At 69.1% G+C, this 13,800-nt stretch carries 14 protein-coding genes; 5 read left to right on the forward strand and 9 right to left on the reverse strand.

Annotated features, from left to right (window positions below):
* Positions 1–101: 101 nt before the first annotated feature.
* Complete coding sequence (gene hemH / locus AC04MD_RS05230; protein WP_475496259.1) at positions 102–1,064, forward strand: ferrochelatase; 963 nt, start codon at positions 102–104, stop codon at positions 1,062–1,064.
* Positions 1,061–1,909 (forward strand): alpha/beta fold hydrolase, encoded by an 849-nt coding sequence (locus AC04MD_RS05235; protein ID WP_475496260.1) that lies wholly within the window; start codon positions 1,061–1,063, stop codon positions 1,907–1,909. The genes hemH and AC04MD_RS05235 overlap by 4 nt, the downstream gene beginning before the upstream one ends.
* Here the strand turns inward: AC04MD_RS05235 and AC04MD_RS05240 are convergent.
* The 4 genes from AC04MD_RS05240 to ttcA all read right to left on the reverse strand — a co-directional run bounded on the left by AC04MD_RS05240 (position 1,886) and on the right by ttcA (position 5,460).
* A complete protein-coding gene (locus AC04MD_RS05240; RefSeq protein WP_475496261.1) occupies positions 1,886–2,425 on the reverse strand; it encodes a hypothetical protein in 540 nt (179 codons plus the stop codon). The two genes, AC04MD_RS05235 and AC04MD_RS05240, sit on opposite strands and share 24 nt — an antisense overlap.
* A 223-nt stretch (positions 2,426–2,648) precedes the next feature.
* The gene (locus AC04MD_RS05245; protein ID WP_475496262.1) at positions 2,649–3,437 is read right to left on the reverse strand and encodes a YgjP family zinc-dependent metalloprotease; all 789 of its coding nucleotides are present in this window, start codon (positions 3,435–3,437) and stop codon (positions 2,649–2,651) included.
* Between the two features lie 39 nt (positions 3,438–3,476).
* A complete protein-coding gene (locus AC04MD_RS05250) occupies positions 3,477–4,379 on the reverse strand; it encodes a recombination-associated protein RdgC (protein ID WP_475496263.1) in 903 nt (300 codons plus the stop codon).
* A 166-nt stretch (positions 4,380–4,545) separates the two neighbouring features.
* The gene (gene ttcA / locus AC04MD_RS05255) at positions 4,546–5,460 is read right to left on the reverse strand and encodes a tRNA 2-thiocytidine(32) synthetase TtcA (RefSeq protein ID WP_475496264.1); all 915 of its coding nucleotides are present in this window, start codon (positions 5,458–5,460) and stop codon (positions 4,546–4,548) included.
* Between ttcA and AC04MD_RS05260 the strand changes: the two genes are divergently transcribed.
* Together AC04MD_RS05260 and AC04MD_RS05265 are read left to right on the forward strand one after the other, a co-directional pair.
* Positions 5,459–5,725, forward strand: a complete 267-nt coding sequence (locus tag AC04MD_RS05260) for a YdcH family protein (protein ID WP_475496265.1) — start codon at positions 5,459–5,461, stop codon at positions 5,723–5,725. The genes ttcA and AC04MD_RS05260 overlap by 2 nt on opposite strands.
* 282 nt (positions 5,726–6,007) lie before the next feature.
* Positions 6,008–6,727, forward strand: a complete 720-nt coding sequence (locus AC04MD_RS05265; protein ID WP_475496266.1) for an N-acyl amino acid synthase FeeM domain-containing protein — start codon at positions 6,008–6,010, stop codon at positions 6,725–6,727.
* A 49-nt stretch (positions 6,728–6,776) separates the two neighbouring features.
* Here AC04MD_RS05265 and plsB read toward each other — a convergent pair whose 3' ends face one another.
* From plsB to AC04MD_RS05285, 4 genes are all read right to left on the reverse strand, one after another.
* Entirely contained in the window at positions 6,777–9,470 is a 2,694-nt protein-coding gene (plsB, locus tag AC04MD_RS05270) for a glycerol-3-phosphate 1-O-acyltransferase PlsB (protein WP_475496267.1), read from the reverse strand.
* Between the two features lie 136 nt (positions 9,471–9,606).
* On the reverse strand, positions 9,607–10,560 hold the full coding sequence (locus tag AC04MD_RS05275; RefSeq protein ID WP_475496268.1) for a hypothetical protein: 954 nt from the start codon (positions 10,558–10,560) through the stop codon (positions 9,607–9,609).
* A 257-nt stretch (positions 10,561–10,817) separates the two neighbouring features.
* Positions 10,818–11,543: an orotidine-5'-phosphate decarboxylase gene (gene pyrF / locus AC04MD_RS05280; protein ID WP_475496269.1), complete on the reverse strand. Its 726-nt coding sequence runs from the start codon at positions 11,541–11,543 to the stop codon at positions 10,818–10,820.
* Entirely contained in the window at positions 11,540–12,457 is a 918-nt protein-coding gene (locus AC04MD_RS05285; RefSeq protein ID WP_475496270.1) for a 5'-nucleotidase, lipoprotein e(P4) family, read from the reverse strand. Before AC04MD_RS05285 ends, pyrF begins: the two co-directional genes overlap by 4 nt.
* Positions 12,458–12,568: 111 nt before the next feature.
* Here AC04MD_RS05285 and AC04MD_RS05290 point away from each other — a divergent pair, with 111 nt between their 5' ends.
* Positions 12,569–13,219: a YceH family protein gene (locus tag AC04MD_RS05290; protein ID WP_475496271.1), complete on the forward strand. Its 651-nt coding sequence runs from the start codon at positions 12,569–12,571 to the stop codon at positions 13,217–13,219.
* 3 nt (positions 13,220–13,222) lie between these two features.
* On the opposite strand, the gene AC04MD_RS05295 is transcribed toward AC04MD_RS05290, so the two are convergent.
* Positions 13,223–13,759 carry a DinB family protein gene (locus AC04MD_RS05295; protein ID WP_475496272.1) on the reverse strand — a complete coding sequence of 179 codons (537 nt, stop codon included), beginning with the start codon at positions 13,757–13,759 and terminating at the stop codon, positions 13,223–13,225.
* Positions 13,760–13,800 lie beyond the last annotated feature (41 nt).

The raw sequence follows: 13,800 nt of genomic DNA on the forward strand, positions 1-13,800 counted from the left end.
TTTCGCAGCAGGATGCTGCAACTTTCAGGAAAGTAGGCGGGGCCGGATGAATCGGTGCTGACAGCGGCAGCGAGAAGCGCTGGCTCTGCCACAATACGCGGATGTCCGATACGCCCGCCACCGCCCTGCTCGTCGTCAATCTCGGCACCCCCGAGGCGCCTACACCACGTGCCGTCCGACGTTACCTGGCCGAATTCCTGCACGACCATCGCGTGGTGCAGCTGACGCGCTGGCTGTGGTGCCCGCTGCTGCACTTCATCATCCTGCCGTTGCGCGGACCGAAGGCGGCGGCGAAGTACGCCAGTATCTGGCTGCCGGAGGGCTCGCCGTTGGCGGTGTACACCCGCCGTCTCGGCGTCGCCCTGCAGGCGCGACGGCCGGACTGGCGCGTGCTGGATGCGATGCGCTACGGCAAGCCCTCGCTGGCGAAGCAGTTGCAGACACTGCGCGCCGACGGCATCCGCCGCGTGGTGGTGCTGCCGCTGTATCCGCAGTACTCCACGACGACCACCGAGTCGGTGCGCGATGTCGTCGTGCGCGAGGCAGCAGGGCTCGAGGTGCGCTTCATCGACGACTACTCGGTGGATCCGGGCTGGGTGGCCGCCGTGGTGGCGTCCGTCGGGCAGTGGCGGGAGCGCCACGGCGCGGGCGAGCACCTGCTGTTTTCCTACCACGGCCTGCCGCAGCGGCTGGCACGCAACGGCGATCCGTACCCGCAGCGGTGCGAGGCGAGCACGCGCGCCATCGTGCAGGCGCTGGGCCTGCGCGACGACGAATGGACGCTGACCTACCAGTCCCGCTTCGGCAAGGAGCGCTGGTTGGAGCCGGCCACCGACACCACCCTGCAGGCCCTCGCCGCGCGCGGCGTGCGCAAGGTGGACGTGGTCTGTCCGGGGTTCGCGGTGGACTGCCTGGAAACGCTGGAGGAAGTGGGCATCGGCTTCGCCGAGGAGTTCGCCCACGCCGGTGGCGCGCTGCGCTACATCCCGTGCCTCAACGACGATGCGCGCCATGTGGAAGCGCTGGCCATGTTGGCCAGCCGGGCGGGCGACGCGGACGCATGAGGCTGCGCGAATTCGCGGTCGACATCCCGCTCGGGCGCATCGCCGGCCTGCGCGCCGGCAACGACGGCCCGCGGGTACTGGCGCTGCACGGCTGGCTCGACAACGCGGCCAGCTTCGTGCCCCTGGCCGACCACCTGCCGGGCGTGCAACTGGTCGCGCCCGATCTGCCCGGCCATGGCCGCAGCGCGCATCTCGCACCCGGTGGGGAATACACCAGCGGCGTGGCGGTGAATGCGGTGCTCGACATCGCCGACGCGCTGGGCTGGGAGACGTTCTCGCTGCTGGGCCATTCGATGGGCGCCGGCATCGCCAGCCTGATGGCGGCGGCGGTGCCGCAGCGCGTGCAGCGGCTGGTGGTGATCGAGGCACTCGGCGGCCTGGCCGAAACGGTCGAGCGCACCGCCGACCGCTGGCGCGAGGCGATTGCGGCCGCGCGCGCGCTGCCGGGCAAGCACTTGCGCGTGTTCGCCGATCTCGCGGCGCCGGTGCGGGCGCGCATGCTGGCGAATCAGTTGAGCGAGTCGGCGGCGCGTCTGCTGGTCGAGCGTGGCGTGCGGCCGGTGGAGGGTGGTTTCGTGTGGAGCAGCGATCCGCGCCTGACCTTGCCTACCCCGCAGCGGCTGGACGAAGCCCAGCTCGCGGCGCTGGTGGCCGGCATCGACTGTCCGACCACGGTGGTCTACGCGGATCCGCCGCAGCCCTATTTTCCCGAGCCGCTGCGCTCGCAGCGTGCGGCGCTGCTTCCCGATGGCCGGCTGCACGTCATGGCCGGCACGCACCACCTGCACATGGAAGATCCGGCCGCCGTGGCGGCGTGCATCTCAGTCTTCCTGCGCGATGCCTGACGTCGCGCGCCTGGCGTGCGCGAAGTCGACGGCCAGGCGCACGTCTCCCTTGCGGATTGGCGCGCTGCTGCGCCACCAGGCTGCCGTGGCGGCTTCCAGCTCGCTGTCTTCCTGCGCCAAGCGCCGCAGCAGGGTGATGTCCTCGGCACTGGCCAGTTGCTCGTCGGGCAGGTAGTAGCGTTCGAGCGGCAGGCGCGACGCCTGGGGTGTCCGGGTCAGGCGCGCGATCAATGCGGCGGTTGCCAGTCCAAGCAGGATGTAGCCGGCCAGCAGCACGGGGATCGATTCCCGCTCGCTGCCGAGCCAGGCGATCCCGCCAGCCGCGACCAGCACGAACAGCAGCAGTCGAGCGGGGCGGTCGAAGCGCTGGATCTTCCCGGCGGCACGTCGCCGTTCCCGGGCGCGGGCGCCGGCCTCTTCCACCGACAGGCTCTTGCGGCTCATCAGGGCGCGCCGCGCCGCGAGGCTGGCGGCGGTTTCGAACGGTGGCATCGCGTACAGCGCGAACCGGTGCATCGACCCTGCAGGTGCCGTTTCGCGATCACGGTCAGGCACGGGCGAAGGCGCGGGCGACGGGGGAAGCGTGGGGTGACGGTCCATGGGCCACATCGGAAGGAAGGGATGACCGAAGGCGGCCGGACAGTTCTTCACTGGCCCGCCGGCTCCGGCTTGCCCCCAAAATTCGTGATGCAGGTCTCATTCCGGACAGGGCGACGACATCGCCTCCTGCCGTCGGACGTCAGTCCGCTGCCAACAGCCGGTGCAGGCTGGCCTTGAGGCGACGCCCTTCGACATGGAACCAGGCACGCTCGTCCCGCCAGGTGGGGAAGCGCGCTTCGACTTCGCGCCAGAAGGCGGGCGAATGGTTGGCCTGCAGCAGATGGCAGAGCTCATGGACCAGCACGTACTCGAATGCCGACGGCCGGCCCAGTACCAGCGCCAGGTCCAGGGTCAGCGTGCCATCGGGCGCCAGCGACCCCCACTGGGACGACATCACCTTCAGCCGGATCTGGCGCGGGGCGCGCGGCAGGCCGGCGAGATAGGCGGGCAGCCAGCGGCCGACGTCGGCACGCGCTTCGGCTTCGTAGAACGCACGCAGGGTCCGGCGCAGGGTGGCATCGCTGGCGCGCGCGGGCAGGGCGGCGTGGATGCCGTCGTCGCGACGCTCGATGCGGGCGTAGCGCCCCTCGTGCCAGTGCAGCGGCACGTCCTCGCCCCTGAGCGGAAGATGCGCGCTGGTGCCGGGAACGAAGGCGGTGGCGTCTTCGGCGGGCGCGTGGCGCGCGAGCTGGTCGGCCAGCCAGTCGCGATGCTGCTGCAGGAAGCGGTCGCCTGACACCAGGCTGGCGCGCACCGGCAGCGTCAGGCGCGCGCCGCGCTCGTCCACGCTCAGCTTCAGCCGTTTGGCGCGCGGGTCGCGGACCCGTTGCACCGTCAGCGTACGGCCGTCCTCCATCGCCAGCTCGACCGTATCGCGTTCCACGCTGCGGGGCGTGCGGGCGATCAGGCGGTGGAGCAGGGACGTCATGCGGCGATCATATCGCCCGCGGGCGGGCGATGCGGCAGGTCATTCGGCCCTGCTGAGCTTCAGTGCGTGTTCCAGCACCAGGAACAACCGCTTCAGTTCGCCGGCCATCAGCGCGAAGCGCGCATCCAGCTCGGCGCGCAGGTCGTCGTGCTCGGTGTTTTCCAGCTGGTCGACCGCGCCGTCGAGGAACTTCAACTTGCGCACGATCAGGTCTTCGCCGAGGACGAACGACACGTGGTCGTCCAGCACCAGCGCCAGCTTGGTGACCTGCTTGCCGGCTTCCAGGTGCTTGGCGATCTCGTCGCTCTGCAGTTCCTGGTTCTGGCACTTCACCACCGCGCCGCCTTCCATCGCATCCTTCAGCTCGCACTCTTCGCCCAGCGACAGGCCTTCCGGCAGCGGCTCGCCGGCGATCCAGCCGGTCAGCACGTTGCGCGGCGCCACTTCCGCGTTGAGCGGCAACGCCGGGAAGCTGCCGAGTGCGCGGCGCACTTCCGACACCACGTTCTCGCCGGTCTTGCGCGAGGACGCGTCGACGGCGATGAAACCGAGCTCCAGGTCGATCAGCGCATCGGTGCGCGAGGGCTTCACGAACGCACGCGGCAGCAGCTCGTGCAGCAGGTCGTCCTTCAGCCGCTTGCGGGTCTTGCCGCCGGGCTTGCGACCTTCCTTCGCCTCGATCTCCAGCAGCTTCTTCTGCAGGAGGTCGTTGACCACGGCGCCGGGCAGGATCTTGTCCTCGCCGCCCACGCTCAGCCAGATGGCGTCGTTGATGCGGTGGGACAACGCGTCCTCGCCGCGGCCGAACGGCGAGATGAAACCGCGCGAGGACAGCTCCAGCGGACCGACCGGCTTGAGCGCGGCTTCGGGCAGCAGATCATCGAGTTGGGAAAAATCGAGGGTGGTGGGGAAGCGGAACAGGGTCAGGTTGCGGAAGAACATCGGAGAATCAGAGTCCGGTAAATGAGGGGAATGCGTATGCTTGTTTGGCCCGTCATCCCGGCGAAAGCCGGGATCCATTCTGCTTCTGCTGTCCGCCAGCGCGCTGAAGCGCAAGAGCAAGATGGATCCCGGCTTTCGCCGGGATGACGGCGAGGGCGTGGCGAGGTTAGGTGTCCTCGTTCGTCAGGGCGGGGTGCGGTTCGCCCGCCAGCCACGCCTGCGCATCCGGCAGCGCGGCGCCATCGCGATGGCCGATCGAGAGGAAATCGAACAGCTTGGGATCGGAGAGCTGCGACGGTCGGATGTCGCCCAGCGCGCGCGCGATGGTCTCGATGCGGCCGGGCGTCTCGCGTTCCCACGCGTCCATCATCTTCTTGACCTGCTTGCGCTGCAGGTTTTCCTGGCTGCCGCACAGATTGCAGGGAATGATGGGGAAGCCCCTGGCCCCGGCGTATTCGGCGATGTCGTCCTCGCGCACGTAGGCGAGCGGGCGGATTACCACGTGCTTGCCGTTGTCGGACAGCAGCTTGGGTGGCATGCCCGACAGTTTGGCGTGGAAGAACAGGTTGAGGAAGAACGTCGCCACCAGGTCGTCGCGGTGGTGGCCCAGCGCGATCTTGGTGAAGCCGTTCTCCTCAGCGTAGCTGTACAGCGATCCGCGGCGCAGGCGCGAGCACAGCGAACACATCGTCTTGCCTTCCGGGATCACCCGGCTGACCACCGAGTAGGTGTCCTGCTCGATGATGTGGAAGGGCACGCCGACGCGTTCCAGGTAGTCGGGCAGCACGTGTTCGGGGAAGCCGGGCTGCTTCTGGTCCAGGTTCACCGCCACCAGCTCGAAGCGCACCGGCGCCTTCTTCCGCAGCTGCAGCAGGATGTCCAGCATCGTGTAGCTGTCCTTGCCGCCGGACAGGCACACCATCACCTTGTCGCCGTCCTCGATCATGCCGAAATCGGCGATCGCCTGGCCGACCTGGCGGCGCAGGCGCCTGGCCAGCTTGCCCTGCTCGTGCGCGACGCGGCGCGGATCGACGGCCGGGCGGCGCTGGACGGGGTCGGGCAGGGGCAGGACGGTGCTCATGGGGCCATTGTACCGGGGCGCGATGACGCCCTCGCCGTCGGCGGTGTACGCTCGCAACGTGGATATCGACAACCCCTCCGACATCGCCGAGAAGATCGCCGCGCTCCGACTGGAGCACCGCGACCTTGACGAGGCCATCGTGCGCCTGGTCGACGACGGGGATGCCGACGAGGTCGCGGTCAAGCGCCTGAAGAAGCGCAAGCTGTGGCTGAAGGACTGCATCGCGCGGCTGGAAAGCGCGCAGATCCCGGACGAGCCGGCCTGACCCGGCGGCAGCTTCCGACCTGCCCACGAAGTTCGAATCTGACGCTGGGCGTCACCTCTCGCCGGGCGCCTGCCGCCCGCCCGCCGGCCTAGGGTTCGGCGTCGGGCCCCTGCATGCCGGTACTCCGGCGCCCGTTCTCTGCGTCGATGCCAGTTGGCCCGATGTTTGCTTGATAGCCAGACGTGGGGATTTCCCCGACCGACCGACCGTCCGCCGTCCTGCCGGCACCGCGGTTCCCGATGACCAGGCCCGTGCGCTGCTGCGCCGTGGCGAGGGAGTGGCATGGTGCAGGACAAACCGTTCAACCCGAGGGTGCCGTTGTCCGCCCGCGAGGCGCGCATCGCGTCGGCCTCGGCCGAGGCGGCGCTCGCGGGTATCGGATTGCGGATGTCGCGTATCCTGCCCGGCGAATCGCTGGGCGACGTGCCACGCCTGCGCCGCGAGGTGTACTTCCACGAGCAGGGCCAGTTCGGCGACCGCAGCAAGCGCGTCACCGACGGACTGGACGACTGCGGCACCACGCTGGCGGTGGAGAAGAACCAGCAGGCGATCGCCACGCTGCGCCTGCACGACTTCTCGCCGCTAGCGGTGCAGGTGGAGTACGGCAACCTGTTCCGGATCGACGAGTTCGCGCGCACCTGGCCGTTGTCGCAGGTGGCGGTAGGCACGCGCTTCGCGGTGCAGGCCGACCAGCGCAACAAGCCGGTGGTGGACCGCCTGATGGAAGAGGCCTACCGCTGGGCGCAGGAAGCGCGCATCCAGTTCTGCCTGCTGGCCTGCGAGCCGTTCCTGCACGGCGTGTTCGAACACTACGGCTTCCGCGAGTACCTGCCGCCGGCGATCCTGCCGGGCGGCGTGGACCTGCTGCGCATGGTGCTGGTGATGGAGGACGAGCCGTACCTGTCAGAGTGCGGCTCGCCATTGCACCGGCTGGTACGCGAACCCGCGCGCGCGCTGCCGGCGAAGGCGTGGCTGCAGCGCCAGTTCCACGCGCTGTCCTGATCCCGGTCGCCGTCGCCGTGGCTGCCGCAGCGGCGGCGGCTGATACGTGTTACTCCGGCGCCGCCACAGGCTCGGTGGGCGCGGCGGCCTTCACCGCTTCCGGACTGACCTTCTCGATGGTGTGGCGCAGTTCGCGGCCGAGGATGGCCTTGGCGTCGCGCGCCCACGCGTCCAGGCGGTCGTCGAACAGCAGCTTGCTGTTCTCGTCGGGCCAGACCAGCTTCAGTTCGCGCAGCTTCTGGATGAAGCCGCGGAACAGCGTCTTGTCGAAGAACTCCGGCGCCGCCGGCGCGTACAGCAGGCTGAGGCGCTGCGCCGCCTGCTGGCACAGGCTTTCCAGCTCGGCTGCGCCCAGCGTGCCCGGGCCGTTCTTCACCAGCACCGAAATGGCGATGTAGTAGCGCTCGAACGCCTGCTGCAGCGAATGGCCGATCGCGCGCAGGCGGAACACCTCGTCGGTCTGGCCGGCGCTGCGCGCCAGGATGCCGCCGTCGTCGTCGTTGACCTGCTGCAGCAGGCCTTCGCGGACGAACACCTCGATCGTGCGTTCCATGCGCTCGGCGAACTCGTCCTCGCTCCACGGCAGGAACAGTTCGGCCTGCAGGAACGGGTACAGCGTGCGGCCCAGCCGCAACACGCCGGCGCGGCTCATGCGGCGGTTGTTCTGGAAGCAGCAGGCGATCCACGACGACGCCGTGAACAGGTGCAGCACGTTGTTGCGGTAGTAGCTCAACAGCACCGCGGTGTCGTCGTCCACGCTCAGCACGTCGCCCAGCGGATGCTTGATCCGCTGCAGCATGTTGATCTCCTCGGCGTGGGAGATGATGCGGTCCGGCGAGTGCGGGGTGACGGTGACGCGGTCGGAATACGGCAGTTCGGCCAGCAGCGTCTTCGACAGTTCGATCTGCGCGATCAGGTCGGCTTCGCCCATCGCGTGCTTGGGGGTGGACAGCAGCGCCAGCGCCAGCAGGTTGATCGGGTTCACGTCGGCGGCGCGGTTGATGTTGACCTGGATCTGCTGCGCCAGCGCATCGACGATGTCCGACAGCCAGGCCGGCTTTTCCTCTTCCCCGACCGGCGTGCCGTCCCACTCCGGCGCGAACTTGGTCAGCGCGTCGTTCAACGGGATCGGCTCGCCGAAGTTCACCACCACCTGGCCGTAGTTCTGCCGCAGCACCTTGGGAATGCCCCACAGCACCGCCCAGATGGATTCCTTCTCCTTCGGCCGGCCGCTGAGTTCGTCCAGGTAGCTGGTGCCTTCCAGCAGCTTTTCGTAGCCGATGTAGACCGGCTGGAACAGCACGGGCTTGCGCGGCTGGCGCAGGAAGGCGCGCAGCGTCATCGAGATCATGCCGCCCTTCGGCGGCAGCAGCCGGCCGGTGCGCGAGCGCCCGCCTTCGATGAAGTACTCCAGCGAGTAGCCACCGGAGACCAGCTGCGCCACGTACTCGGTGAACACCGCCGAGTACAGCGGGTTGCCGCGGAAGCTGCGGCGCATGAAGAACGCGCCGCCCTTGCGCAGCAGCGTGCCCACCACCGGCAGGTTGAGGTTGATGCCGGCCGCGATGTGCGGCGGCACGATGCCGCGTTCGTACAGCAGGTACGACAGCAGCAGGTAGTCCATGTGGCTGCGGTGGCAGGGCACGTAGACGACTTCGTGGCCGGGCGCGGCTTCCTTGAACTTGTCGAGGTGATGGACCAGCACGCCGTCGTAGATCTGGTTCCACACATGGCTCAGCAGGAAGCTGGCCGAGCGCACCACCGGGTTGGAATAGTCGGCGGCGATTTCCCACGCATAGGCGTGCGCCTTCTTCCAGGCGTCCTCGGGCTTCGACTTGTCGCGCCGCGCCTGCTCGGCGATGGCTTCCTTCACCGGATCGGCGGCCAGCACCTGGTCGACCAGCAGGCGGCGCGTCGACAGGTCGGGGCCGATGACGGCTTCGCGGATGCGGTGGAAGTGCGTACGCAGGACGCGCGACAGCTTGCGAACGGTACGTTCGGGCTCGAGGCCTTCGTCGACGGTGCCCCGCAGCGAGACCGGCGGCGCGAAGCGCACGATGGTGCCGCGACCATTGAGCAAGATGGCGAGCAGGCGGCGGAAGCGGCCGACGATGGCCCAGTTTTCGGAGAACAGCACCGAGAACCAGCCGCTCTGCTTGTCGGGCGCGCGGCCGACGAAGATCGACACCGGCACCAGCTGCACGTCCAGTGCCGGGTTGGTGCGATGCGCGTCCAGCAGTTTGGCCAGCGAGCCCGAGTGGGTCTTGGCGCTGATCTGGTCGGGGATCAGCGTGCTGGCGTTGCGGCGTGACAGTGCCACGTAGGCGCGCTTGCGGCCGAGCGGATTGCCGCCGACCGGCAGCGGCACCAGCGGCGAAGGCAGGCCGGCATCGCGGCAGGCGCGGTCGAGGATCAGTGCGTTCGACAGGCCATAGTCTTCCAGCACGTAGCAGACCGGGCGGCCGTCCAGCAGGTCGGCCGGCACGCCGGGCTCGATGTTCAACGCCAGCCACGGATCGGCCAGGCGGCCCAGCAGGCGCGCCCACAGCGGGCGCTTGGCCTGTCGCGCGGCGCCCGGGGGCGCCATCGGCACGCCCGCCGTCACCGGCGCGTCGTCGCTGCCCGCCGGATCGCGCACTGCGTCGGACGCAGGCACGTCCGGCGCCGCGGGTTTCTTGTCGGGCGGCGTCGGAGTCTGGCCGTCCGGGAACGGCAGGGAATTCTGTTCAGGCATCGGCCGCATTATGGCCCACGCCTGTGGCGGTCTGGAAAGCGGTTACCGCCAGCGGCACGGGTCGCGCATGCCGGGACGGACGGTGGACGTCGCCTTCCTGCCTCGCGTAATTGGCTGAATCACAAGGAATCGTCCCCGGCAGGCTTCAGCGTTCCGGGGCGGCGCTCGGCGGATCGATCTCGTCTCCCGGCGGCACGACCGGCGGGGCCGGGGGCGCCAGTGCGGGCGCGGCGGCCGCCAGCACGTCCTCGGCATGCTTGAGGTAATCGGTGAGATACCACTGGCCATCGCGCCGGGTCAGGCTGACCACGGTGTCGATCTCGCGCTCGCCCAGCGGGTAGTGGATGCGCACGGTGGCGGTGTCGCCCTTTTCCTCGACCAGGCCGGTGCGCAGGTCGTTGAAGGTCGTATCCAGCGGCAAACCGTAACGCGTGAAGCTGGCCTTGGCCTCGATGAAGAACGGTGTCAGCCGCTGCAGGCTGGCGACCATGCCGGCGTCGTTGAGCGCCTGTTCGCTGGTCAGGCCGCTGCGGCGTGCGGCCGGCGCGAGCCGCGCCAGGGTGGCGCGCGCGAGCGCGGGATCGCCGAGCGGCGCCTGCTGTGCCCAGTCGCCGAGCGCGGTGATCACCTGCGCGTAGTGGTCGCGTTCTTCCTGGGTGTAGTCGCCCTCGTTCTTCACGTATTGCACGCCGAACAGGCCCAGCGTGCGCGCCGCTTCCTTCAGGTCGCGGTCCTGGCGCGCGAACTGGCGGTCGAAGCTGCGCTGCAGGGTCTTCTCCGCGTCTCTGGCCGACAGCGCGGCCAGCATCGGCACCAGCTTGTCGTCCAGCGGCAGCTCGGTCAGCGGCCAGCGGCTCTGGCCGGCACGCCAGGCGGTGTCCAAGCGCCCGTGCAGGTCCGGCGGGACGGCATCGCGGGCGAAACCGACCAGGTCGTTGCGCTGCAGGTGGGTCGCCAGCTGGCGCACGGCAGCGGCCGGCTCACTGGCGGCGCCGGCGAGCTCGACGGGTTCGCGCTTCTTGCAGGCGGCCAGCAGCGCCAGCGACAGCCCGAGGGCTGCCAGCACGCGCAGGACGGACGCGGACGGCTTCGGCTTCATGCGGTGTGACTCCCCAGTCGCCCCGCATCTTCGCGGCCGACGCGGGGGCGGGCAAGCACGGCCGTCGCAAGTTGCCGGCCGCCGGTCAATAAAAAAGGAGGCCGGGCGTCTTGCGACGTCGCGACCTCCTGAAATCCGGTCGAAACCGGAGGACGAAGTGTTGTGGCACATCTCCGGCCCAGAGGCCGGATGCGCACAGACTACCTGCGCCCGAATGCTAAGGCAATACCTGAAATAACTTGGTGTAAGTCACTGAATTACTTGAGGACGTCCGCGATTTCCAGCTGGATCGCTTCCGCCGCCGCGCGCGGATCCTGCGCCTTGCTGATCGGCCGGCCCACCACGATGGCATCGGCGCCCAGCGCGAACGCCTCGGCCACGCCCACGATGCGCTTCTGGTCGTCGCCGACCGGGCCGCCGGGGCGGATGCCGGGGCAGACGATGGAGAAGCCGGGTCCGGTCGCGGCGCGGATCATGCCGGCTTCCTGGCCCGAGCAGATCACACCGTCGATGCCGGCCGCCTGCGCCGCCAGTGCACGTTGCACGACGATGTCAGCCGGTTCCCCGCCATTGATGCCCATGGCGCGCAGATCGCTGCCGTCCATGGACGTCAGCACAGTCACCGCCAGCAGTCGCAGCTCGCCGCTGCGCGCCTCGGCGGCGGCTTCCATCATCCCGGCATGCCAGCCGTGGATGGTGGCGTAGGTCACCGGCCAGCGGGACAGGCCGCGGATGACGCCGGCCACCGTGGCGGGGATGTCGAAGAACTTCAGGTCGACGAACACGCGCTTGTCGCGGCGGGCGAGTTCGTCCAGCACGGTGAAGTAGTCGCCGCTGGCCAGCAGCTCCATGCCGATCTTGTAGAACTGCACCGCATCGCCCAGCCGGTCGACCCACGCCAGCGCCTCGGCGCCGGACGGTGCGTCCAGCGCGAAGATCAGGCGCTCGCGCGCGCTGAGCGCGACGGGGCCGCGTGCGCTCACGGTGCGTAGTCCAGCGCGTCGCGCTTGGCCTGCGTGCGGGCAGCGGGCGGCTGGTCCCAAGCGTTGTTGAACAGCGCAGGCTCCCACGAGCCATAGGTCGGGTTGGGCAGCATCCACCAGCGCTCGCCGAACCAGTCGTCGTACTCGTCGAACAGCGCCTGGCGACCGTCGCGGGTGTTGGCTTCCACCTGCACGAAATCGCCGATCTGGTCGCCGAACTGCATCAGCACGCGGTATTGCTGGCCGGCCAGGCGGCGGCGGCAGTTCTTCTCGCTGCCGTTCTGCTCGCAGCCTTCCAGTACCGTGCCCAGGCCGAGGAACACGCTGTCGTCGGCGACCGGCAGGCCGGCCTCGCGCAGGTTGGCCAGCGTCGCTTCCTTCAGGTGCACGGCGCGGTTGGAGATGTACAGGATGGTCACGCCCTTGGCGGCGGCGGCCTTGGCGAAATCGACCACGCCCGGCAGCGGCTTGGCTTTCTTCTCGGCCACCCACTGGTCCCAGCTGATCTCGTCGTATTCCTTGCCGTCGCGGATCAGGCGCGCCTGGTACGGCGAGTTGTCCAGCACGGTCTCGTCCACGTCCATCACCACGGCCGGCTTCAGGCCGGCGGCGGCGTTGCCGCGTTCGCTGGGCACCAGCGCGTCCCAGTGCTTTTCCTTCAGCGCGACGTCCAGGTGATCGGCGGCGGCGCGGAAGGTCTGGGTGGTGATCGCGCGGTACTCGACCGAGGTCTGCACCCACGCCACCGCGTTGAGGTTGTCGTGCGTGCCGGTGGGCTTCGCAGACGCCGTCTCTGTGGCAGGCGCGACGGGAGCAGCGGCATCGGCCGGCGCGGCCGCGGGTTCGGTGCGTTTGCAGGCGGCCAGGGTCAGCAGGGAAACCGCCAGGCCGGCGGCAAGCAGGGAAACGCGCATGGAAGATCCCATTTCGAATGTGCGCGAATTCTAGCCGACCGGTCACACGCGTCGTCGGGTATTGAGGTACGCGGGTTATCCTGCCGGCCCGTTCCTGTTCCCGGTCCCACCATGGAAGACACCGCGCCCGTCCTGAATGCCGCCGAGGCCCGCCTGCTGGGCTGCCTGATCGAGAAGGAAGCGACCACGCCGGAGACCTATCCGCTGACGGTCAACGCCGCGCAGGCCGCCGCCAACCAGAAAACCGCGCGCGAGCCGGTCATGGCGCTGGATCCGGGCGCGGTCCACCACGCGCTGCGCCAGCTGGAACAGAAGGGCCTGGCGAAGCAGGTGTTTTCCTCGCGCGCCGAGCGCTACGAACATCGCACCGCGGCGTTCTTCGGGATTCCGCAGCAGCAGGCCGTGCTGCTGGGCCTGCTGATGCTGCGCGGCGCGCAGACGATGCACGAACTGCTCGCGCGCAGTGAGCGGTTGTTCAAGTTCAACGACGCGGACGACGTGCGCCACCATCTGGACCGCCTGATCCAGCGCGATGCCGCGCTCGTCGTGCAGATCCCGCGCGGTCCGGGACAGCGCGAGGACCGCTATGCGCACCTGCTGAGCGGTCCGGTGGACGTGGCCGCGATCGCGGCGCGTGCGCCATCGGCATCTTCAGGAGAATCCGCGTCGCCGGAACTCGAAGCCCGTGTCGCGGCGCTGGAAGCGGACGTCGCCGCGCTCCGCGCGCAACTGGACGCCCTGCTCGCCGCGCGGGAAGACTGAGCGTCAGCCCTCGTCGGGCAGCAGTGCCAGCACGTCGGTCACGCCCATGTCGACGCCCGCCTGCGACAGCAGCGTGGTGACCTGTCCGCGATGGTGGGTCTGGTGGTTGAACAGGTGCGTCGCCAGGCCCAGCACACTGCGGGTGAAGGTCGTGCCCTTCGTGTTCGCATAGGTCAGCGACGCGTCCAGCCGTTCGGCCGTGAGCGTCGCCGCCCATTGCAGGATCAGCGCGTCCATCCAGTCCCGGCGTTCGCGCAGCAGCGGCAGCGTGGGATACAGGATTGCATCCAGTGCCGTCGGCATCGGTGTGTCGTCGAGCGCTGCGAGTACGCCGGGCGCATACGGCGCGGAGGCGAAGCGCTTCAGCCAGATCGTATCGGTCACGACCAGATGGTTCAGCGTGCCGAGGATGGAGCCGAAGAACGCGCCGCGATCCGCCACCAGGGCTTCATGCGGCAACGTCGCCGCTGTGTCGTACAGGCGCCGGTTCATCCACTGGTTGTACGACGCGAGCAGCGTGAATCGGGTATCGCCTGTCATGTTCCTGCGCGCTTCCGGCGTTGGTTCACATTGATGATGGA

This window comes from Pseudoxanthomonas sp. LjRoot206 (genome assembly GCF_056175725.1).

Excerpts from the sequence above, each read along its gene's own strand:
- AC04MD_RS05240 (WP_475496261.1), bottom strand. The coding sequence starts at position 2,425 with ATGCACCGGTTCGCGCTGTACGCGATGCCACCGTTCGAAACCGCCGCC.
- AC04MD_RS05275 (WP_475496268.1), bottom strand. The coding sequence starts at position 10,560 with ATGAAGCCGAAGCCGTCCGCGTCCGTCCTGCGCGTGCTGGCAGCCCTC.
- hemH (WP_475496259.1), top strand. The coding sequence starts at position 102 with ATGTCCGATACGCCCGCCACCGCCCTGCTCGTCGTCAATCTCGGCACC.
- plsB (WP_475496267.1), bottom strand. The coding sequence starts at position 9,470 with ATGCGGCCGATGCCTGAACAGAATTCCCTGCCGTTCCCGGACGGCCAG.
- AC04MD_RS05285 (WP_475496270.1), bottom strand. The coding sequence starts at position 12,457 with ATGCGCGTTTCCCTGCTTGCCGCCGGCCTGGCGGTTTCCCTGCTGACC.
- AC04MD_RS05250 (WP_475496263.1), bottom strand. The coding sequence starts at position 4,379 with ATGTTCTTCCGCAACCTGACCCTGTTCCGCTTCCCCACCACCCTCGAT.
- AC04MD_RS05260 (WP_475496265.1), top strand. The coding sequence starts at position 5,459 with ATGGGGCCATTGTACCGGGGCGCGATGACGCCCTCGCCGTCGGCGGTG.
- ttcA (WP_475496264.1), bottom strand. The coding sequence starts at position 5,460 with ATGAGCACCGTCCTGCCCCTGCCCGACCCCGTCCAGCGCCGCCCGGCC.
- AC04MD_RS05245 (WP_475496262.1), bottom strand. The coding sequence starts at position 3,437 with ATGACGTCCCTGCTCCACCGCCTGATCGCCCGCACGCCCCGCAGCGTG.
- AC04MD_RS05295 (WP_475496272.1), bottom strand. The coding sequence starts at position 13,759 with ATGACAGGCGATACCCGATTCACGCTGCTCGCGTCGTACAACCAGTGG.
- AC04MD_RS05235 (WP_475496260.1), top strand. The coding sequence starts at position 1,061 with ATGAGGCTGCGCGAATTCGCGGTCGACATCCCGCTCGGGCGCATCGCC.
- AC04MD_RS05290 (WP_475496271.1), top strand. The coding sequence starts at position 12,569 with ATGGAAGACACCGCGCCCGTCCTGAATGCCGCCGAGGCCCGCCTGCTG.
- AC04MD_RS05265 (WP_475496266.1), top strand. The coding sequence starts at position 6,008 with ATGGTGCAGGACAAACCGTTCAACCCGAGGGTGCCGTTGTCCGCCCGC.